Origin of the sequence: Tsukamurella ocularis (genome assembly GCF_965138335.1) — a bacterium.
GTDB classification, from domain to species: Bacteria; Actinomycetota; Actinomycetes; order Mycobacteriales; family Mycobacteriaceae; genus Tsukamurella; species Tsukamurella ocularis_A.
In genome coordinates, this window is the sequence record NZ_CBCSDV010000029.1 from 40,949 (window position 1) to 60,148 (window position 19,200).

Sequence of the window (19,200 nt, forward strand, 5' to 3'; positions counted from 1 at the left end):
CACCGCGGAATGGCACCGAGGGAATTACACCGACGGCCTCCACGCGGCAGGCGTACTCTGATAGTGCGCACGGACCTCATGAGGGAGACGGCAGTGACCGATCAGGACGGCACCGGGCAGAACGCGCCGCAGGCGGACTCCGCCGTGGGCACCCAGGGCTCGCTCGACGACATCGCCCCGGGCCTGTTCCCGAACGACACCATCCCGGACGAGCTCCTCGGCTACCGCGGCCCCAGCGCGTGCCAGATCGCCGGCATCACGTACCGGCAGCTCGACTACTGGGCCCGCACCTCGCTCGTCGTGCCGTCCATCCGCAGCGCGGGCGGCTCCGGCACCCAGCGGCTGTACTCCTTCAAGGACGTGCTGGTCCTCAAGATCGTCAAGCGCCTGCTCGACACCGGCATCTCCCTGCAGAACATCCGCGTCGCCGTCGACCACCTCCGCCAGCGCGGCGTCGAGGACCTGGCCCGGATCACGCTGTTCTCCGACGGCACCACGGTCTACGAGTGCACCAGCGCCGAGGAGGTCGTCGACCTGCTGCAACACGGCCAGGGCGTCTTCGGCATCGCCGTCTCGGGCGCGATGCGGGAGCTCACCGGCACCATCGCCGACTTCCCGGGCGAGCGGGCCGACGGTGTCGCCGCCGAATCCGCGCCCGAGGACGAGCTGGCTTCGCGCCGCCGCAACCGCGCCCGCGCCACCGGCTAGTCGTCGAGAAAACCGTTCGCCCCGGTGCCCGGCCGAGGCCTAGCGTGTGCGGCATGGCCCACATCGCGATGTTCTCCATTCCCGCCCCGGGCCACGTGCTCCCGGCGCTCGACCTGATCGCGGAGCTCGTCCGCCGGGGCCACCGCGTGACCTACGCCAATGATCCGTCGATGCGGAGGGTCATCGAGGCGACCGGGGCGGAGCTCAAGCCCTACGATTCCGTCATCCCCGCGATCGGCGAGGCGGCCTCCGAGGGGGACGACGAGGCGTTCGTCGGCGACGTGATCGACCAACTCACCGTGTTCGCCGACGAGTACGAGAACCAGCTCCCGCAGTGGTTCGCGCTCTACGAGGACGATCGTCCCGATCTCATCCTCTACGACATCGCCGGTGCGATGGGCGTGGTTCTGGCGCGTACCTGGGGCGTCCCGACGTTGCAGGTCTCGCCGACGTACGTGGCGTGGCAGGGCTACGAGGAGGACATGGCGGAGTTCTACGACGGGCTGCGCGCCGATCCGCGCGGCGTGGACATGCTGGCGCGCCAGGACCGACTGGTCGCCTCGTACGGCATCGACGAACCCTGCCTGGACGTGTTGGGCAAGCCGGAACGGTCGCTGGTGCTGATCGCACCGTCGATGCAGCCGAACAGCGAGAAGGTCGACCGTACCGTCTACACGTTCACCGGTCCGGCACGGCGCCTGCCGGACCGGGCACCGTCGAGCGACGACGAGCGGACCACGCTCCTCGTCTCCTTCGGCTCCGCCTTCACCGATCAGCCGCACACCTACCGCGCGGCGTGCGACCTCGCGGCCGAGCGACCCGACTGGCGCGTGATCCTGCAGGTCGGAGGACGGACCGACGCCGCGACGGTCACGGCGTCGGACGATTCGGTGCCGCCCAACGTCGAGGTGCATCCGTGGATCGACCAGGTCGCGGTGCTGCAGGAGACCGACGTCTTCCTCACGCACGCGGGCATGGGCGGCGCCAGCGAGGCGATGCTGACCGGCACGCCCGTCGTGACCGCGCCGCAGGCCGCCGACCAGTTCGAGAACGCGACGATGCTCGCGGCGGCGGGGATCGCCGTGCCGATCCCCGAGGAGCCGACCGGCGCGTCGCTGGGGCGGGCCTGCGACGCGGCGCTGGCGCTGACGGGACGGGCGGAGGAGCTCGCGGCCGAGCTCGCCGAGCTGGGCGGACTGGACGCAGCGGTGGAGGTCGTGGAGTCCCGGTTGCCGGCGTGACGTCACCGTACGGGTGTCCTACTGAAATGCGTTAGAATCTCCGTGCGTCGCAACACCGCGTGGGAGAGCCCAGCGGACCCGTCGAGCACGGGCCCCGGGCGCCGAAGGAGCAACACCTCTCCGTCAATCTCTCAGGCACCAGGACCACGTGGGTTGGGCGCCTCTGGAGCCGCCGGCGACTGAGGGAGAGGGCACCCGGCCCGGAGGTCCCCAGTGTCCGTCAGCACTCCCGCGAGCAACTTCCCCGCGCGCCACATCGGCCCCGACGCGACCGAGCTCGAGCAGATCCTGCGCGTGATCGGCGTCGACAGCCTCGACGATCTGGCCCGCGCCGCCGTCCCCTCGGCCATCCTCGATCCCGAGGCCGACAACGGTCTCGGCGCGCTGCCCGCGCCGATCGACGAGCACGAGGCGTTGGCGGAGCTCCGCGCCCTCGCGGACCGCAACACCGTGGACCGCACGATGATCGGCCTCGGCTACTACGACACGCTGACCCCGCCGGTGCTGCTGCGCAACATCATCGAGAACCCGGCCTGGTACACCGCCTACACGCCGTACCAGCCCGAGATCAGCCAGGGCCGCCTCGAGGCCCTGCTCAACTTCCAGACCATGGTCTCCGACCTCACCGGGATGGAGATCGCCAACAGCTCCATGCTCGACGAGGCGACCGCCGCCGCCGAGGCCATGACCCTGCTGCGCCGCGCCGGCAAGTCCAAGAGCCCGCGCCTGGTCGTCGACCGCGACGTCTTCCCGCAGACCCTCGCCGTGATCGAGACCCGCGCCGAGCCGCTGGGCATCGAGGTGCTGGTCCACGACGTGACCACCGGCCTGCCCGAGGGCGAGTTCTTCGGCGTCATCCTGCAGACGCCGGGCGCGTCGGGCCGGATCGCCGACGTCCAGGCCGTGATCGACGGTGCCCACGAGCGCGGCGCGCTCGTCGCCGTCGGAGCCGACCTGCTGGCCATGACCCTGCTGACGCCTCCCGGCGAGCTGGGCGCCGACGCCTGCTTCGGCACCACGCAGCGCTTCGGCGTGCCGCTCGGTTTCGGCGGCCCGCACGCCGGCTACCTCGCCGTGCACGCCAAGCACGCGCGCCAGATCCCCGGCCGCCTCGTCGGCGTCTCCGTCGACGCCGACGGCAACCTCGCCTACCGCCTCGCCCTGCAGACCCGTGAGCAGCACATCCGCCGCGAGAAGGCCACGAGCAACATCTGCACCGCGCAGGTGCTCCTCGCGGTGCTCGCCGCGATGTACGCGAGCTACCACGGCCCCGAGGGCCTCAAGGCGATCGCCCTGCGGGTGCACGCCCGCGCGTCGGCGCTCGCCGCGGGCCTCGGCGACGCCGTCGTCCACGCGGACTTCTTCGACACTGTGCTGGTGAGCGTGCCCGGCCGTGCGGACGACGTGCTCGCCGCCGCCAAGGCGGCGGGGTACAACCTGTGGCGCGTCGACGACGATCACGTCTCCGTCGCCTTCGACGAGACCTCGACCGAGGCGGACGTGGCCGCCGTGCTCGCGGCGTTCGACGCGCGGCCGGTCGAGAGCGCGCCGTCGGACATCGAGACCCGCACGTCCGAGTTCCTGACGCACCCGGCCTTCCACAGCTACCGCACCGAGACGGCGATGCTGCGCTACTTGCGCAAGCTCTCCGACAAGGACATCGCGCTCGACCGCTCGATGATCCCGCTGGGCTCGTGCACGATGAAGCTCAACGCGACGGCCGAGATGGAGTCCATCACCTGGCCGGAGTTCTCGCGGCTGCATCCGTTCGCGCCCGCCGCCGACAGCGAGGGCATCCGCGCTCTGATCGCCCAGCTCGAGGAGTGGCTGGTCGCGATCACCGGGTACGACAACGTCTCGCTGCAGCCGAACGCCGGCTCGCAGGGCGAGTACGCGGGCCTGCTCGCGATCCGCAACTACCACCTCTCGCGCGGCGACGCGCACCGCACCGTCTGCCTGATCCCGTCGTCCGCGCACGGCACCAACGCGGCGTCGGCCGTGATGGCGGGCCTGCGCGTCGTGGTGGTCGCCTCGCGTGAGTCGGGCGACGTGGACACCGCGGACCTCAAGGAGAAGATCGCCAAGCACGCCGACGAGCTCGCGGCGATCATGATCACGTACCCGTCGACGCACGGCGTGTACGAGCACGAGGTGCGGGAGATCTGCGGCGCGGTCCACGAGGCCGGGGGCCAGGTCTACGTCGACGGTGCCAACATGAACGCGCTGGTCGGGCTCGCCCGGCCCGGCAAGTTCGGCGGCGACGTCTCGCACCTGAACCTGCACAAGACCTTCTGCATCCCGCACGGCGGCGGCGGCCCCGGCGTCGGCCCGATCGGCGTCCGCAGCCACCTCGCGCCCTTCCTGCCCGGGCACCCGCTCGAGCCCTCCCTGGGCGCCGGTCCCACGATCTCGGCGGCGCCCTTCGGGTCCGCGTCGATCCTGCCGATCACCTGGGCGTACATCCGGATGATGGGCGCCTCGGGCCTGCGCAACGCGACGCTGACCGCGATCGCCTCCGCGAACTACATCGCGGCGCGCCTGAACGACTCGTTCCCCGTGCTGTACACGGGCGAGAACGGTCGCGTCGCGCACGAGTGCATCCTCGACGTGCGCGGCATCTCCAAGGAGACCGGCGTCTCCATCGACGACGTCGCGAAGCGCCTGGCCGACTACGGTTTCCACGCGCCCACGATGAGCTTCCCCGTCGCGGGCACGCTCATGGTGGAGCCGACGGAGAGCGAGTCGCTCGGCGAGATCGACGAGTTCTGCGATGCGATGATCGCCATCCGTGCCGAGATCGCCCGCGTGGCGTCGGGGGAGTGGCCGGTGGACGACAACCCGCTGCGCGGCGCCCCGCACACCGCGGAGTGCCTCGTCACCGAGTGGGACCACCCGTACTCGCGCGAGGTCGCGGTCTACCCGCAGGGCCTGCCGTCCGGGGGCGCGCGCGCCAAGGTGTGGCCGTCCGTCCGCCGCATCGACGGCGTCTACGGCGACCGCAACCTGGTCTGCTCGTGCCCGCCGATCGAGGCCTTCGCGGAGTAGGTCCTGCCGGGAGGCATCGGGCCCCGGGCCCGAGGGGGAGTGTCCAACGGCCACCGCACTCTCGGATTCTGTCCGAGTCGGACACCGTGTCCGGTACGGACAGAATCCGACAGTGGTGTCCGGGTGCGCACTGCAATCTCGGGACGTATCCGTTGATCTAAACTCGCGATCATGAATCGCGTCTCCGGTGTGCAGGCATCTCCCCGGCTCACCCACCGTGTCGATCGGAGGGCGCCGGCGTGATCGACTTCCTATGGGGACTCGCCGGCTGTCTGGTCGCCGCGGTCGTGGTCGGCGTCCTGCTGAATCGGGTGCTCGCGTCGGTGACGGACTCGGCGACGCTCGCACCGTCGACGAGCGACAAGGTGATCGGTTTCGTCATCGGGCTCGGGACGATGATGGCGCTGACCTCCCTGACGCAGGCGCTCGTCTCCGACCCGTCGCCGTTCGTCGACCAGCTGAGCCTCGGGGCGGGGCTCTCGGTCGTCTTCGGTGCGCCGGAGTTCCTGGCGCTCGGGCGCGGCCACCGCGATGATCGTCCGTCGATTCCCGCGCAGGACTCCCCGCGACCCCCTCAGCGGGTGCCGGCGGCGACGTTCCCACCGGCCGTGCACAGCCGTTTCGCGGATCCGGTAGTCCGGGCCCGCTATGTGATCGCGGCGTACCGTCGGGGCCTGATCCCGCCGGAGGACGTCCCGGGGCTCGCCGCCGACCTGGCGCCCCTGCTGCCCGACGGTGCGCCGGCCTGGGCCGAGCTCGCCGCGCATGAGGGCGGAGCGGGGCTGGACGGCACCGTCGACCGGGCGGCCCGGGAGATCGGCTACGCGCGCTCCCCGGAGGAGGAGCGGGCGGATGTCGTCGAGCGGCTCGTCTACGCGGCGATGTGCAGCACGGACCCGATGGTCCGGCTCGCGACCGTCGCGCTGCTCGCTCCGCCCGTGACGACGCGGGATCCCGAGCTGCTCGAGTCGGACGTCCGGTGGCGGATGGAGAGTCGCCGGGCGGCGATCGAAGCCGATTTCGCGGTGCGCTACGACGGCCTGCTCACTCCGGGCGTGGAGCGTCGTTTCCGGGACCCGACGGTGCGCGCCCACGAGCTCATCGCGGGGTATCGGCGCGGGGTGATCTTCTCGGCGGACGTGCCGCAGCTGGCGGCGGACATCGTGGCGGATCTGCCGGCCGCGGGGGAGGCCTGGACGGAGCTCGCGATGGCGTCCGCCACCGAGCCGCGCGCGGAGCTGCTCCCGATCCTGGACCGTGCGGCGCGGGAGATCGGGTACCACCGCGACGACGAGCAGGCCGAGGCGGACCTCCTGGAATCCGCGGCGTACCGCGCGATCGTCACGGGCGAGGTGATGGCCGAGTCGAGGCGGCTCCACCGCCTGGACGACCATGACTACGTGATCGACTACGACCACCGGTTCGAGCAGGCGCCCGAACTCGAGGCGCTGCGGGACGCGCAGTACATCTGCGGCGACTACTACTTCGAGCAGATCGCGTCCGTGCGGGCCGACCTCGCGCGGTACTTGGCCGCCCGGTATCCCTGAGCGACACACGACCCCGGGGGCGCCGTCGTCAGGATCTGCGGCGCGCCGCGGAGGCCAGCTCGGTCGACTCCAGTGCCGCGATGAGGGTGCGGGCGTCGTGCGGGCCGCGGTGGCGGATCCCGTTGAGGAAGAACGTGGGCGTGCCGCGGGCGCCGCTGTCGTGCGCACTGCGCTGGTGCCGCCGGACCAGCTCGGCCAGCTCGGGGTCGGCGACGGCGGCGTCGTACTGGTCCAGGTCGAGCCCGATCTGCTCGGCGTACCGTCGGAGATCCTCGGGTTCCTGATGGTCCTGGTGCGTGAACAGCATGTCGTGCATGTGCCAGAAGGCGCCCTGCTGGGCGGCCGCCTCCGCCGCCACCGCCGCGCGGAAGGCGTGCGGGTGGGTGTCCTCGAGGGGGAGGTGCCGCACCACGTATCGGATGTCGTCGCCGAAGTGCTCCTGCAGGTCGCGCCCCATGCCGGTGGCGCGGGCGCAGAACGGGCACTCGAAATCGAGGTACTCGACCACGGTGTACGGGGCGTCCGGTTCGCCGATCGCGTGGTCGCCGCCGTGCACCGCCGGCTCCAGCGTGATCGGCAGGTCGGCGGAGGTCTCGCCCCACCGCACCCGGGCGATCCGGAACACGGCCCAGCCCAACAACAGCGACAGCACCATGGCGATGAGCACGCCGACGGTGGCCGCTTCGGCCTGGCGTTCGTCATCGAACGCCAGCGAGATGATCAACAGGGCCATCGTGAAGCCGATCCCCGACAGCGCGGCGCCGCCGAGCACGCTGCCCGGACCGACACCGTCGGGGAGCCTGCCGAGCCCGAGGCGGACGGAGCACCACGTGCCCGCGGTGATGCCGAGGAACTTGCCGAGCACGAGGCCCACCACCACTGCCCACGTGATCGGCGAGCGCAGGGCGTCGCCGAGGCCGTCGCCGCGCAGGTCGATGCCCGCGTTGGCGAGCGCGAAAACGGGAACCACGACGAGGGATACCGTGCCGCGCAGCGACTCGTGCATGCGCTCGTTCACCGAGATCGACCGGCGCACACCGCTCGCCACGATCCGGGCCGCGCCGGCGGCGGGGGCCTGCCAGTAGTCGCGGAAGAGGTGCTTGGCGGCCACCACATCGGCGCGTTCGGGGTTCGCCGACGGGATCATGAGGCCGGCGGCCATGCCGATGAGGGACGGGTGCACGCCGGACTTGATCGTCGCGGCCCAGATCAGCACGATCATCACGGCGTACGGGCCGCTGCGCCACTGTCCGCTCCGGCCTACCAGCCACAGGAGCGCGAGGCCGGCCAGGGCGATCGCCAGGGCGACGAGGTTCAGGTCCTCCGTGTAGACCGTGCCGATGATCGCGACGGCGAGGAAGTCGTCGACGACGGTGAGCGTCAACAGGAACACGCGCAGCTGACTCGACATCCGCGGTCCGAGGATCACGAGCATGCCGAGCAGGAAAGCGGTGTCCGTGCCGATCACGACACCCCACCCGGCCGGCGCGATCCCGCCGGCGATCGCGAGGTACAGCACCGCGGGGAGCAGCACGCCCGAGAGGCCGGCGATCAGAGGGACCATCGCGCGGCTGCGCTCGCGCAGTGAACCCACCGCGAACTCCTGCCGCACCTCCAGGCCGATGAGGAAGAAGAAGGCCACCATCAGGCCGTCGTTGATCCAGTGATGCAGGCTCAGGTCGTACCGCAGGCCGCCGATGTCCACGCTGATCGGCGTCTCCCAGAGGTGGAAGTACGCATCGGAGAGCGGCGAATTCGCCCACACCAGCGCGATGAGGGAGACGGCGACCAGCAGGAGGGCGCTGCCGGATTCGGTGCGCAGCTTCGCGACCGCGGCGTCGGCCCCCGCCCTGATCCGTTTCGAGGACGCATCGGTGGTCGGCATGACGAACACCCTACGGACGATCGGGCCGGACCGAGATCATCCAGTTCTCGATGACGGCGTCCGCGATCGAGCCGTCGTCGCGCAGGTGCCGGGTGACCTCGAGCCCGCGGACGAGCGCCATCAGCGACTCGAAGGCGAGGGCGCGCGCGGTCGGGTCGGCGATGCCCGAGTACTCGGCGAAGATCCCGCGGAGCTCCGCGCCGAGGCGGCGCTCCGCGGGGAGGAGCGCGGCGGCCAGTTGCGCGTCGGTGCGCGAGGCGGACCACAACTCCAGGGCCGCCTGGAAGTGCGGGCCCGTCATCGCGGAGCGGATCGCGGCCACCATGTCCCGGAGCGGGTCCGTGCTGTCCGCGAATTCCGCGGAGAGACCGGCCATCTGGCGCAGCCGCGCGTCCGCGACGTGGTGGATCGCGGCGACCAGGAGCTCCGACTTCGACCCGAAGTGGTGCAGCAGGGCTCCCCGGGAGACGCCGGCCGCCTCCTGGATCCGCTGGGTGGTGGTGCCGGCGTAGCCGTGCGTCACCAGGCTGGTGATGGTGGCGTCCAGCAGCTTCTCCCGGGTGAGTTCCTTCTGCTCCGCGCGCGACATGCTCACAATGGTGTCAGGTCGCCCTTCGCCCAGCGGTCACGGAGTGCGAACTTCTGGAGTTTGCCCATGGCGTTGCGCGGCAGCTCCTGGGCGACGAACCACGTCGTGGGCGTCTTGTGCGGTGCGAGGGCCCGCCGCACCAGGTCGTGGAGTTCGCCCGCGGTCGGCCGGGCTGCGTCGCCGTGCACCGTGATCACCGCGGCCACGGTCTCGCCCCAGTGGCGGTCGGGGACGCCGAACACGGCGGCCTGCGCGACTGCGGGGTGGGAGGCGATCACGCCCTCGACCTCCGCGGGGGAGATGTTCTCGCCGCCACGGATGATCAGGTCCTTCAGCCGACCGGTCACGGTGACGAAGCCGCGCGCGTCCATGACGCCGAGATCGCCGGTGTGCAACCAGCCGTCGGCGTCGACGGTGCGTGCGGTCGCCTCGGGGCTGCCGTAGTACCCGAGCATCGTCTGGTAGCCGCGGGCGCAGATCTCGCCGGGCGCACCGAGATCCTGCACCGCCCCCGAGTGCGGGTCCCGGATCGAGACCTCGACGTTCGGCAAGGGGCGGCCCGCCGTGTGCAGGACGTCTTCCCGCGAGTCCTCCGGGCCGCTCTGACAGACGATCGGACTCAGTTCGGTCTGGCCGTACACCGCACTCATCGACGCGCCGCACACGGCGGCCCAGCCGTCGACGAGGGCGGGCGGGACCATGTCCCCGCCGGACATGATCGTCGTGAGTGAGGACAGGTCGGTGCCTTCCACGTCGGGATGGGAGAGCATGGCCTGCAGCATCGTCGGCACGCCGCCCACCGCCTCTACCCCGTACGTCTCGATCGCCGCCAGGAGCAGCGCCGGATCGAACACCTCGGCCAGGACCAGCGTGCCGCGGTGATGCACCGTACCGAGACCCGCGAGCCCGCACCCGGCGGTGTGGAACAGGGGCAGCGCGGTCGCGTAGACGGCGCCCGGCGTCGCGCCGCAGCGGTCGCGGACGTACGCGGCGTTCGTCACCATCGCCCGGTGCGAGAGCACGGCGGCCTTCGCCGGTCCGGTCGTGCCGGACGTGAACTGCAGCTGAGTGGGGCCGTGGGGATCCACGTCGGGAAGTCCGGCGCCGGTGTCCGTGGCGCGGACCTCGTCGAGCCAGCCGGCGAGGTCGGTGGTCGCGCGCACCCGCGGGGCGTGCGGCAGCGCCTCGCGCAGGATCGCCCTCATATCGGTGCCGCGGTGCTCGCCGACGCAGAAGACGCCGACGGCATCCGCGGTGGCGAGTGCGTGGGCGAGTTCGCCGACCCGGAGCGCGGGGTTGATCGCGGCGAGCACGAGCCCGGACAACGCCGCGCCGTACTGCAGGACGAGCCACTCGGGAATGTTGGGAGCCCACACCGCGATGTGGTCGCCGGGCCGGTACCGAGCGCTCAGCCATGCCGCCGCCCGCTCGGCATCGTCGAGCAACTCGGCGTAGGTCCAGGTGCGGGGCTCGCGGCCCGGCGCGATCGAGACCAGAGCCCTCGTCTCCGGCGCATCGGCCGCCGCGGCGCGCAGGAGGTCGCCGACAGTGGTCTCGAGCACGGACCGGGAGTCGTCGGCCGGCCAGTAGGACGTGGTCAGCGATGGTGTCATCGGCCCGCCGCCGCGTCGAGCTCGGCCTTCATCTCCTCGATCTCGTCGCGCGACGGGACGTCGCCGCCACCGTCGGGGATGAAGCGTCCCGTGTCGCGCCATTGGACGGCCGTACCGAAGTCGTAGGTCTGCGCGAAGTCGACGAACCACCGGCCCTCCGGCGAGTGGCGGGTGATCCCGTCGAAGAGCACGGCCATGTTCTGCGTGCTCTGCAGTCCCATGTTGTCGTAGGCCTGGTTGATCATGAGCTTCTGCATGACGAGCTGGTTCGTGGGGACGCCGGCCATGCGATCGACGAGCCGCTCGACGGTGGCGTCGAGCTCGTCCGCGGGGACCGCGTCGATGACCAGCCCCCAGTCCTTCGCGGTCGCCCCGTCGATGGTGTCGCCCGTGAGCAGCATGCGCTTGGCCTTCTCGGCGCCCAGTCGGTACACCCACATCGCGGTGGTGGGGCAGCCCCAGACCCGCGCCGGCATGTAGCCGATCTTCGCGTCGTCGGCCATCACGACCAGGTCGCAGGAGAGCGCGATGTCGCTGCCGCCCGCCACGGCGTAGCCGTGGACCTTCGCGATGGTGGGCTTCGCCGACCGCCAGAGGGAGAAGAAGTGATCGGTGTTCGCCTTCATCATGCGGTAGTCCGCGATCGGGTCCCAGGTCCGGCCCTGGTGGTGCTCGCCGGCCTCGGCGTACAGCTTGAGGTCGTACCCGGCGCAGAAGGCGCGGCCGGCGCCCTGCAGCACGATGACGCGGACGGAGGCGTCCGCGTTGGCCTCCGCGACGGCGGCGGCGATGTCGAATCCCATCTGTCCGGTGATGGCGTTGAGCCGCTCGGGGCGGTTGAGGGTGAGGTACGCGCGATGGTCGCGGACCTCGTAGCCGACGGTCTCGGTGGTGAAGGACATGTGGCGCTCCTGGATCTGGTGTGACTGGATCTCGTGGTGACGACCGAACGATTTCACAGTCCGTATAGACTGTCAATGAAGGAACGCTGTGCCACACATGCAGAAGCGCCCGCCCCGAATGTCGGGACGGGCGCTGGGTTCCGCGGGTTCAGCCGAGGTGATGGCTCTGTGCGGATCGGTTCTGCAGGCTCAGTTCTGCGGGGGATTCGGCGGCGGGGTGCCGGGTGTCGGATCGCCGCCTGCGGGCGGGGTTGTGCCGCCTGCGGGCGGGGTGGCGCCGCCTCCGCCGGCCACGTCCTTGACCTTGGTGACGGCCTGGTCGATCTTGTCCTCGTGTCCGGCGAACTTGCCCTTCGCCGCCGACCCCGCCTTGTCGATCACCTTGTTGACCTGGTCGGGGTCCTTGCCGAGCAGTTCCTTGATCTTGTCGAGAAGCGCCATGATGCAACCTTTCGATGGACTCGTTCGCCGGCCGCCGTCGCCCTTGCTTCACCGCGACGGCCCACGTCTGTGTTCCTCGTTCACCGTATCCGAGATCGGCGGCACCGCCGGGTTGTGATCGCCTCGATTCCCGGCGATCGGGGAGGAACGCGACAAATCAGCGGGCGGCGGCGATGGTGACGACCAGGCCCCGGCCGGATTCGAGTTGTGTTCGAATCAGTCTTGCGATCGCATTCGAACGAATGTATGATTGATTCATGGGGGCGACGGCCATTCTAAACGATCTACCGGAGGATTTGATTCCTTCGGGGCTCGTCGCGGCGGCGGGTCGGGAGCGTGCGATCGCGGAGGTTCTGTTCGAACAGCGACGGTCGGAGGGGCTCGCCTACTGCCGGACGATGACCGCGGTGTACGCGCTGCATCGCGCGATGTACGCCGATGACGAGGCCGAGTACCTGGCGCAGCCGGCCGGGTTCGCGGAGGCGGTGGAAGCCCGACGCCGGCTGACGGCCGCCGGCGTGGCGGTGGAGGCGCAGGTCTCCACACTGCTGCGGTTGGGATCCACGGCCGCGCGGATCGCGATCGAGACGGCGACCGGATTCGTCGAGCGTCTGCCGAAGGTGTTCGCGTTGATCGGGGAGAACGTGATCTCGCCGAAGGCGGGAGAGGCGGCGCTGCGGCGTGCCCAGGCGCTCGACGACGTGCTGGTGCGGCGGTTCGACGAGCTCCTCGCCGACCGGTTGACGGTGGACTACGAGGTGCTCTCGCTCCCCGCATTGCGGGAAGTGGCGGACCTTATCGTCGAGCAGATCGACGCGGAGGCCGCGGAACGGCGGCGCCGGGCGGCGATGGCGGATCGTCGGGTGACCTTCCGTCCGGAGCAGGACGGCATGGCCGCGGTGTTCGCCCTACTGCCGGCGGAAGACGCCCTCGAAGTGGAGGCTCGGGTCGAGGAGATCGCCGGCACCGTGTGCGACGCCGATCCGCGGACGCTACCGCAGCGTCGCGCGGACGGCTGGGTGCAACTCACCCGTGGCTACAGCACGCTCGGCTGCCGTTGCCAGACGCCCGAGTGTCGCTACCGGGAGGCGCGTTTCCACGGCGAGCCGGATGCGGACGGGGTGATCACCCGGTTCGTGACGCTGGTGAACGTCGTCATCAACGAGCGGGATCTGACGCCCGAGACGCCGTCCCGCGACGGTGCGGGACTCGATGCGGCGTCGGATGCGGAGCTCGATCTGCGCACTGAGTCGGACGCCCCGCTCGCCGACGGCGACACGGGTCGCTGGCAGCACCATCTCGGCTACCTGGTCGGCCACGGCGCGATCTCGCTGGAACGCGCGCGCGAGCTCGCAGCCCGCGCGGACGCGAGGATCCGGCCCTTCGGGCAGCGGATCGACGGGTGCGAGAACTCGCATGCAGCCGACCGTGACCCGCTGGGCGGGGAAGCGCCCACGGGCATCGGCGACAACGGTCCGCGCGGGCGGCTGGACTTCGCAGCGGTGTGGGCGGACATCGTGGTGCGGTTGGAAGGACACGACGGACCCGGCGACGGCTGGGGCTTCGATGACGTTCCGCCGGAGGGTGATCCGCCCGACGCTGATCCGCCGGGCGGGCCACCCGATCCCGACCCGCACCCGCACCCGCACCCGCCAGGCGATCCGGGGCCACGTCGAGGTGCGTCAGGGATCGAACGACCGGATGGCCCGGAGAACACCGGACGTCTGCGCGACGCGATCGTGACGGCGCGGGGGAGTCGCCGGTATCGGCCGTCCGCCGATCTGCGGCGGTACCTGCGAATGGTGCACCCACGCTGCGTCTTTCCGTACTGCACCCGCCCGGCGATGCGGGCTCAACTCGACCATCGGCGCGAGTTCGACCATCGCGCGCCGGAGGAGGGCGGCGGCACGTCCGCGGATCAGCTGCAGCCGCTGTGCGTGGCGCATCACCGACTCAAGACCGCGGGCGCGTGGATCGACGCGCGGCTCGCGGACGGACGGATCCTCTGGACCTCGCCGGACGGACGGCGCTACATCGTCGACCCCAGCAGCACCGTGCTCGCGCTGTTCCCCGATCTGACACGGGTGCGCTGGATCGTCCCGGAGGCGACGGCACCGGCGACATCGACCAACCCCGACACCCGGCCGGGAGGTCGGACGCGCCTGCAGCGCGAGCACGCCCGCCGGGAGCGGTTGCGGCGGCGCAACGTCGCGGCGATGCAGGCCGAACTGGACCGCGCGAACGCTCCCGTCAGCACGATCGAGGAGCACCTCGCGTCCGCGATCGGCGCGCCAGGCCCGGCGCGCCCCGCGCCGTCGTCCGCCGGCCCGCCGCCGTTCTGACCATTCCTCGCCGTGGTCCACTCAGTGCGGGGACGGTCGATCAGCGGCGGTGCAGGGTGTCCGCGAGGGAGATGACGGCGGCGTTGGACGCGGGTGCCAGGGGTTCGACGGTGCCGAACGCGATGGATGCCGTCTTCGCGGGCGCGGGCTCGCCGACGACCCGGAAACCGGCCTCCGCCAGCGGCTTGGCGTTGCCCTGCTGGGTGACGAAGGAGACGAAGTCGGCAGCGGCGCGGTCGTGGGCGTCGGTCGTGTCCTCGCGGTCCAGAACGGCCGCGGGATACGTGGCCGAGGCGGTCGGACCCGACGGGTACACCGCGACCGGAGCGGCCTCGCCCCGGCCTCGCGCGAACGCGGCGAGCTGCTGCTCGGTGACGGGCACGGCGCGCACCGCGTCACCGGGCCTGGTCAGCGCGTCGAGGGCGGCGCCCGCGGTGGTGGACTTGGGGGCGTCCTTCGCCCACCGCGTGATCGAGCCGGTGACCACCGGGCTCTTCGCTGCATCGTCGGACAGCGCGGCCCCCGCCGTGCGGCCGNCGGCGGCCGCGACGGACTGCGCCGCGAGGTACGTGCCGTCGGCCTCGGCGCCCGTCGGCAGCGCGATCCGCAACTGTTCCTGCCGCGCGGGCAGGTCGAGCCAGCGCACCCCGTCGAAGGACTTCTGCGCGGATCCGCGCACGGCCAGGACCACCGGCGACGAGGCGATCGACGTGGGCTGACCGGACAGCTCGGCGGGCTTCGCGGCGGCGAGCCGCGCCGTCCACACCGTGCTCTCGGGGATCCACAGCGACGGGGCCGCGCCGAGCTTGGGATCCCACGTGCCGGACAGCGCGTCCAGCGCGACGGGGGAGTCGATCCCCGTCACCTCGATCTTCGGGCAGTAGTCGGCCGAGACCGTGCCGCTCGCGTTGAAACTCTCCGCCACTCGCCGCAGCGGGCCGACGAGTGCCGGGGCGGCCGCCACCCGTACTGCGAGGTCGCCGCGTACGCAGGAGGCGGCCGCGTCGCGGCCCTCCTGCTCCGAGCGGCCCGACAGCCAGACCATGGCGCCGGCGACCGCGGCCACCACGACGACGGCGACGACCGCGGCGATCAGCCAGCGCGCGATCCCGCGGGAACCGGTTCCAGAACGATGTGATCCCATCGAGAGCAACCTACCCGAAGACGCCACGCGGCGGCATAGGAGACTCCTGTGCGTTCGCGCTGGTGAAAGGCTTCGCGCCGCCCACGAACCGGGTGACCGCTCCGCCGGAGAGGACGGTCCCAGGGAACGGGTCGCCCGCCAGCCGCCGGGCCAGACCGCGTTCCAGCAGATCGGGCACGGCGCCGGACACCACCACCAGGTTCCCGAACCGGCGGCCCTTGAGCACGCCCGGCTCCGCGGCGACGGCCACGTCGCCGAAGACCTGCGCCACCGTCGCCGTCACGGCCCGGGCGAAGGCCAGCGGCGCACCGTCGGCGATGTTGAGGGCGACCACCGCGCCGGGGCCGAGCAGGGGCGTCAGCGACTCGAAGAACTCCGCCGTGGTCAGGCCGGACGGGGTGCGCGCCCCGGCGAAGACGTCGACGATGAGCACGTCGACGGTGCCGCGCATCCCCGGCGGCAGCACGGCCGCGGCCTGCGCGGCGTCGGCGCAGCGGATCTTGATCTGCTCCCGTTTCGGCAGCGGCGCCGCCGCCCGCACCGCGTCGATCAGCGCGCGGTCGGCCTCGAGCACCTGCTGCCGTGATCCCGGGCGTGTCGCCGCGACGTACCGCGCGAGCGTGCAGCCGCCGCCGCCCAGGTGGACGGCGGTGATCGGCTCGCCGGGCGGCCGGGCCAGGTCGATGACGTGGCCGATCCGGCGCACGTACTCGAAGACGAGGTTGGTGGGATCGCCCGTGTCGACGTAGCTCTGCGGCGTGCCGTCGAGGAGCACCGTGAACGCGCCGGGNCGGTCGCGATCGGCATCGATCACGACCGGCCCGGCTTCGCTCACGGGGACGGAACCGCTCAGCTGTTCGCGGCCTTGTACTCGCGACGGCGCGCGTGCAGGATCGGCTCGGTGTACCCGTTCGGCTGGGTGCCGCCGAGCAGGATCAGGTCCTTCGCGGCCTGGAACGCGATGTTGGTGTCGAAGTCCGGCGCGAGCGGGCGGTAGTCCGGATCGCCGGCGTTCTGCTGGTCGACGACCGGCGCCATGCGCTTGAGCGCCTCGATGACCTCGTCCTCGGTGACGACGCCGTGGCGCAGCCAGTTGGCGAGCAGCTGCGAGCTGATGCGCAGCGTCGCGCGGTCCTCCATGAGGGCCACGTCGTGGATGTCCGGCACCTTCGAGCAGCCGACGCCGGCGTCGATCCAGCGGACCACGTAACCGAGGATCGACTGGGCGCTCTCGTCCAGCTCCTCGCGCTTCTCCTCCTCCGACCAGTTCGCGGTGGGGGCGAGCGGGATGGTGAGGATGTCGTCGACCGACGCGGGATCGCGCTTGGCGATCTCGTTCTGCACCTCGAACACGTCCACCAGGTGGTAGTGCAGGGCGTGCAGGGTCGCGGCGGTGGGCGAGGGCACCCACGCGGTGGTCGCGCCGGCCTTGGGCTGGGCGATCTTCTGCTCGAGCATCGCGGCCATCAGGTCGGGCATGGCCCACATGCCCTTGCCGACCTGCGCCTTGTGCTGCAGGCCCGCGTGCAGGCCGATGTCGACGTTGCTGTCCTCGTACGCCGGGTACCAGGTCTGGCCCTTGAGCTGGCCCTTGCGGACGATGGGCCCCGCGACCATCGAGGTGTGGATCTCGTCGCCGGTGCGGTCGAGGAAGCCGGTGTTGATGAACACCACGCGGTCGTTGGCGGCGGCGATCGCGGCCTTGAGGTTCACCGACGTGCGGCGCTCCTCGTCCATGATGCCCACCTTGAGGGTCAGCGCGGGCAGCCCCAGCAGCTGCTCGACGCGGGCGAAGATCTCCGCGGCGAACGCCACCTCGTCGGGGCCGTGCATCTTCGGCTTCACGATGTACACCGAGCCGGTGCGCGAGTTCTTGATCTCGCCCGACAGGCCGTGGATCGCGATGAGCGAGGTGACGATGCCGTCGAGGATGCCCTCGCCGATCTCCTCGCCGTCCAGCAGGATCGCGTCGGTGGTCATCAGGTGGCCCACGTTGCGGACGAACAGCAGCGAGCGGCCGTGCAGCACCAGCTCGGAGCCGTCGGTCGCGGTGTACACGCGGTCCGGGTTCAGGGTGCGGGTGAAGGTCTTGCCGCCCTTGCTGACCTCTTCCGCGAGGTCGCCCTTGTTCAGGCCCAGCCAGTTCCGGTAGCCCACCACCTTGTCGTCGGCGTCGACCGCCGCGACCGAGTCCTCGAAGTCCATGATCGTGGTGACCGCGGACTCCACGAGCACGTCCTTGACGCCCGCGCGGTCGGTCGAGCCGATCGGCGACGCGGCGTCGATCTGGATCTCCAGGTGGAGGCCGTTGTGGCGCAGCAGGATGCCCGACGGGGCGTCCTTCTCGCCGGTGTAGCCGACGAAGGCCGCAGGGTCCGCCAGGCAGACCGAGGCGTCCTCGCCGGAGCCGGACGCGCCCTTGACGGTGGCCAGCAGCTCGGTGCCGTTGATGCGGTACTCGACGACGTCGGCGTGCGAGCCGGACTCGAGCGGCACGGCCTTGTCGAGGAAGTCCTTGGCGAAGGCGATCACCTTGTCGCCGCGCACCTTGTTGTAGCCGGGCTTGCCGCCGGGCGCCTTCTCGGCACCGTCGGCCTCGGAGATGGCGTCGGTGCCGTACAGGGCGTCGTACAGCGAGCCCCAGCGGGCGTTCGCGGCGTTGATCGCGAAGCGGGCGTTGAGGATCGGGACCACCAGCTGCGGGCCGGCCGTCGAGGTGATCTCGGTGTCCACGTTCGACGTGGTGATCTCGCGGTCCTCGGGGACCGGCACCAGGTAGCCGATGTCGGTGAGGAACTGCTTGTACGCGGGGAAGTCGACGGGGCCGGGCGCGGCGGCGTGGTACTCGTCGATCTTGGCCTGCAGCTCGTCGCGGGTCGCGAGCAGCGCCTTGTTCTTGGGCACCAGATCGGTGATGAGCTTCGCGGCGCCCGCCCAGAAGGCGTTCTGATCTACACCGGTACCCGGAAGCGCCTCGTTGTTGATGAAGTCGTAGAGGACCGTTGCGACCTCGAGGCCGGCGACGGATGTCCGGGCGGTGTCAACCATGAAGTACTTCAACCCCTTCGTAGCACGTGACTAAGTGCCCATCAGGTTACTCCGCGCGCGATCGCCGCCGACGCCGGGACCACCTGGCCGAAGTCCAGTTTCACCAGCTGGTCGGCCCGGTCGAAGTACCGGTCGTCGTGGGTGATCACGATCACCGTCTTCCCCCGCGCCTTCAGGTCGGCGACGATCCGGTCGTAGAAGACGGCGCGGAACCGTGGGTCCTGATCGGCGGCCCACTCGTCGAACAGGTAGACCGGCCGGTCCTCCAGCAGCGCGGTCAGCAGCGCCAGCCGCTTGCGTTGCCCCGTCGAGAGGGCGAGGGTCGAGAGCTTCCCGTCCTGCACCGTGACGGCGTGCGCCAGCTCCAGGTCGTGCAGCAGCCCGCGCACCCGGTCGTCCAGATCGTCCGCCGCGAGGCCCAGGTAGTCGTCGAACAGGTGGAAGTCGGAGAAGACCGCGGTGGTGTGCTGCCGGAACCACTCGGTGTTCTGCGGGCCGATCGGCTCGCCGCCCGCGCGGATCTCGCCGATCCGCGGCGCGTACAGCCCGCAGATCAGCTTCGCCAGCGTCGACTTGCCGCTGCCGTTGCCGCCGACCACGAAGGTCACCTCACCGGGCCGCAGCGTCAGGTCGACGGGGCCGAGGCGGAAGCCGTGCGGGACTCCGGGCGGTGGTCCCTGGGGAGGGTGCGGCGG

14 protein-coding genes, 1 pseudogene and 1 riboswitch are annotated in these 19,200 nt (G+C 71.2%); of the genes and pseudogenes, 5 read left to right on the plus strand and 10 right to left on the minus strand.

Translation table 11 applies throughout. From position 1 onward, the window contains the following. Nucleotides 1–93 precede the first annotated feature (93 nt). The 4 genes from ACNAYW_RS20530 to ACNAYW_RS20545 all read left to right on the plus strand — a co-directional run bounded on the left by ACNAYW_RS20530 (nt 94) and on the right by ACNAYW_RS20545 (nt 6,541). The gene (locus ACNAYW_RS20530) at nt 94–708 is read left to right on the plus strand and encodes a MerR family transcriptional regulator (protein WP_068743038.1); all 615 of its coding nucleotides are present in this window, start codon (nt 94–96) and stop codon (nt 706–708) included. A gap of 53 nt (nt 709–761) precedes the next feature. Continuing rightward, the gene (locus tag ACNAYW_RS20535) at nt 762–1,949 is read left to right on the plus strand and encodes a macrolide family glycosyltransferase (RefSeq protein ID WP_415851490.1); all 1,188 of its coding nucleotides are present in this window, start codon (nt 762–764) and stop codon (nt 1,947–1,949) included. A 50-nt stretch (nt 1,950–1,999) separates the two neighbouring features. Then, nucleotides 2,000–2,106: riboswitch (glycine riboswitch) on the plus strand. Between the two features lie 56 nt (nt 2,107–2,162). Further along, a complete protein-coding gene (gene gcvP / locus ACNAYW_RS20540) occupies nt 2,163–4,994 on the plus strand; it encodes an aminomethyl-transferring glycine dehydrogenase (protein WP_415851491.1) in 2,832 nt (943 codons plus the stop codon). Between the two features lie 239 nt (nt 4,995–5,233). After that, nucleotides 5,234–6,541, plus strand: coding sequence for a hypothetical protein (locus tag ACNAYW_RS20545; protein WP_415851492.1), 1,308 nt, complete (start codon nt 5,234–5,236; stop codon nt 6,539–6,541). 28 nt (nt 6,542–6,569) lie between these two features. Here ACNAYW_RS20545 and nhaA read toward each other — a convergent pair whose 3' ends face one another. The 5 genes from nhaA to ACNAYW_RS20570 form a co-directional block, all read right to left on the minus strand. Continuing rightward, nucleotides 6,570–8,426 carry a Na+/H+ antiporter NhaA gene (gene nhaA / locus ACNAYW_RS20550; protein ID WP_415851493.1) on the minus strand — a complete coding sequence of 619 codons (1,857 nt, stop codon included), beginning with the start codon at nt 8,424–8,426 and terminating at the stop codon, nt 6,570–6,572. 10 nt (nt 8,427–8,436) lie between these two features. Next, entirely contained in the window at nt 8,437–9,015 is a 579-nt protein-coding gene (locus ACNAYW_RS20555) for a TetR/AcrR family transcriptional regulator (RefSeq protein ID WP_415851494.1), read from the minus strand. A gap of 2 nt (nt 9,016–9,017) precedes the next feature. After that, complete coding sequence (locus tag ACNAYW_RS20560; RefSeq protein ID WP_415851495.1) at nt 9,018–10,628, minus strand: class I adenylate-forming enzyme family protein; 1,611 nt, start codon at nt 10,626–10,628, stop codon at nt 9,018–9,020. Then, nucleotides 10,625–11,530: a crotonase/enoyl-CoA hydratase family protein gene (locus ACNAYW_RS20565; protein WP_415851496.1), complete on the minus strand. Its 906-nt coding sequence runs from the start codon at nt 11,528–11,530 to the stop codon at nt 10,625–10,627. Before ACNAYW_RS20565 ends, ACNAYW_RS20560 begins: the two co-directional genes overlap by 4 nt. Nucleotides 11,531–11,719: 189 nt before the next feature. Continuing rightward, nucleotides 11,720–11,971: an antitoxin gene (locus tag ACNAYW_RS20570; protein ID WP_415851497.1), complete on the minus strand. Its 252-nt coding sequence runs from the start codon at nt 11,969–11,971 to the stop codon at nt 11,720–11,722. 398 nt (nt 11,972–12,369) lie between these two features. Between ACNAYW_RS20570 and ACNAYW_RS20575 the strand changes: the two genes are divergently transcribed. Beyond that, entirely contained in the window at nt 12,370–14,313 is a 1,944-nt protein-coding gene (locus tag ACNAYW_RS20575; RefSeq protein ID WP_415851498.1) for an HNH endonuclease signature motif containing protein, read from the plus strand. Between the two features lie 40 nt (nt 14,314–14,353). Here ACNAYW_RS20575 and ACNAYW_RS20580 read toward each other — a convergent pair whose 3' ends face one another. The 5 genes and pseudogenes from ACNAYW_RS20580 to ACNAYW_RS20600 form a co-directional block, all read right to left on the minus strand. After that, nucleotides 14,354–14,827, minus strand: a complete 474-nt coding sequence (locus tag ACNAYW_RS20580) for a hypothetical protein (protein ID WP_415851504.1) — start codon at nt 14,825–14,827, stop codon at nt 14,354–14,356. Nucleotides 14,828–14,850: 23 nt separating this feature from the next. Then, a pseudogene (locus ACNAYW_RS20585) lies at nt 14,851–15,457 on the minus strand (substrate-binding domain-containing protein); the annotation flags it as partial. Between the two features lie 10 nt (nt 15,458–15,467). After that, nucleotides 15,468–16,247, minus strand: a 780-nt coding sequence (locus tag ACNAYW_RS20590) for a spermidine synthase (RefSeq protein ID WP_415851499.1), incomplete at its 5' end; no start/stop codon positions are given. 59 nt (nt 16,248–16,306) lie between these two features. Further along, nucleotides 16,307–18,505 (minus strand): malate synthase G, encoded by a 2,199-nt coding sequence (locus ACNAYW_RS20595; protein ID WP_415851500.1) that lies wholly within the window; start codon nt 18,503–18,505, stop codon nt 16,307–16,309. Nucleotides 18,506–18,546: 41 nt separating this feature from the next. Next, on the minus strand, nt 18,547–19,200 hold a 654-nt coding region (locus ACNAYW_RS20600), incomplete at its 5' end, for an ATP-binding cassette domain-containing protein (RefSeq protein WP_415851501.1).

Excerpts from the sequence above, each read along its gene's own strand:
- ACNAYW_RS20535 (WP_415851490.1), top strand. The coding sequence starts at position 762 with ATGGCCCACATCGCGATGTTCTCCATTCCCGCCCCGGGCCACGTGCTC.
- nhaA (WP_415851493.1), bottom strand. The coding sequence starts at position 8,426 with ATGCCGACCACCGATGCGTCCTCGAAACGGATCAGGGCGGGGGCCGAC.
- ACNAYW_RS20555 (WP_415851494.1), bottom strand. The coding sequence starts at position 9,015 with ATGTCGCGCGCGGAGCAGAAGGAACTCACCCGGGAGAAGCTGCTGGAC.
- ACNAYW_RS20560 (WP_415851495.1), bottom strand. The coding sequence starts at position 10,628 with ATGACACCATCGCTGACCACGTCCTACTGGCCGGCCGACGACTCCCGG.
- ACNAYW_RS20565 (WP_415851496.1), bottom strand. The coding sequence starts at position 11,530 with ATGTCCTTCACCACCGAGACCGTCGGCTACGAGGTCCGCGACCATCGC.
- ACNAYW_RS20570 (WP_415851497.1), bottom strand. The coding sequence starts at position 11,971 with ATGGCGCTTCTCGACAAGATCAAGGAACTGCTCGGCAAGGACCCCGAC.
- ACNAYW_RS20575 (WP_415851498.1), top strand. The coding sequence starts at position 12,370 with ATGACCGCGGTGTACGCGCTGCATCGCGCGATGTACGCCGATGACGAG.
- ACNAYW_RS20595 (WP_415851500.1), bottom strand. The coding sequence starts at position 18,505 with ATGGTTGACACCGCCCGGACATCCGTCGCCGGCCTCGAGGTCGCAACG.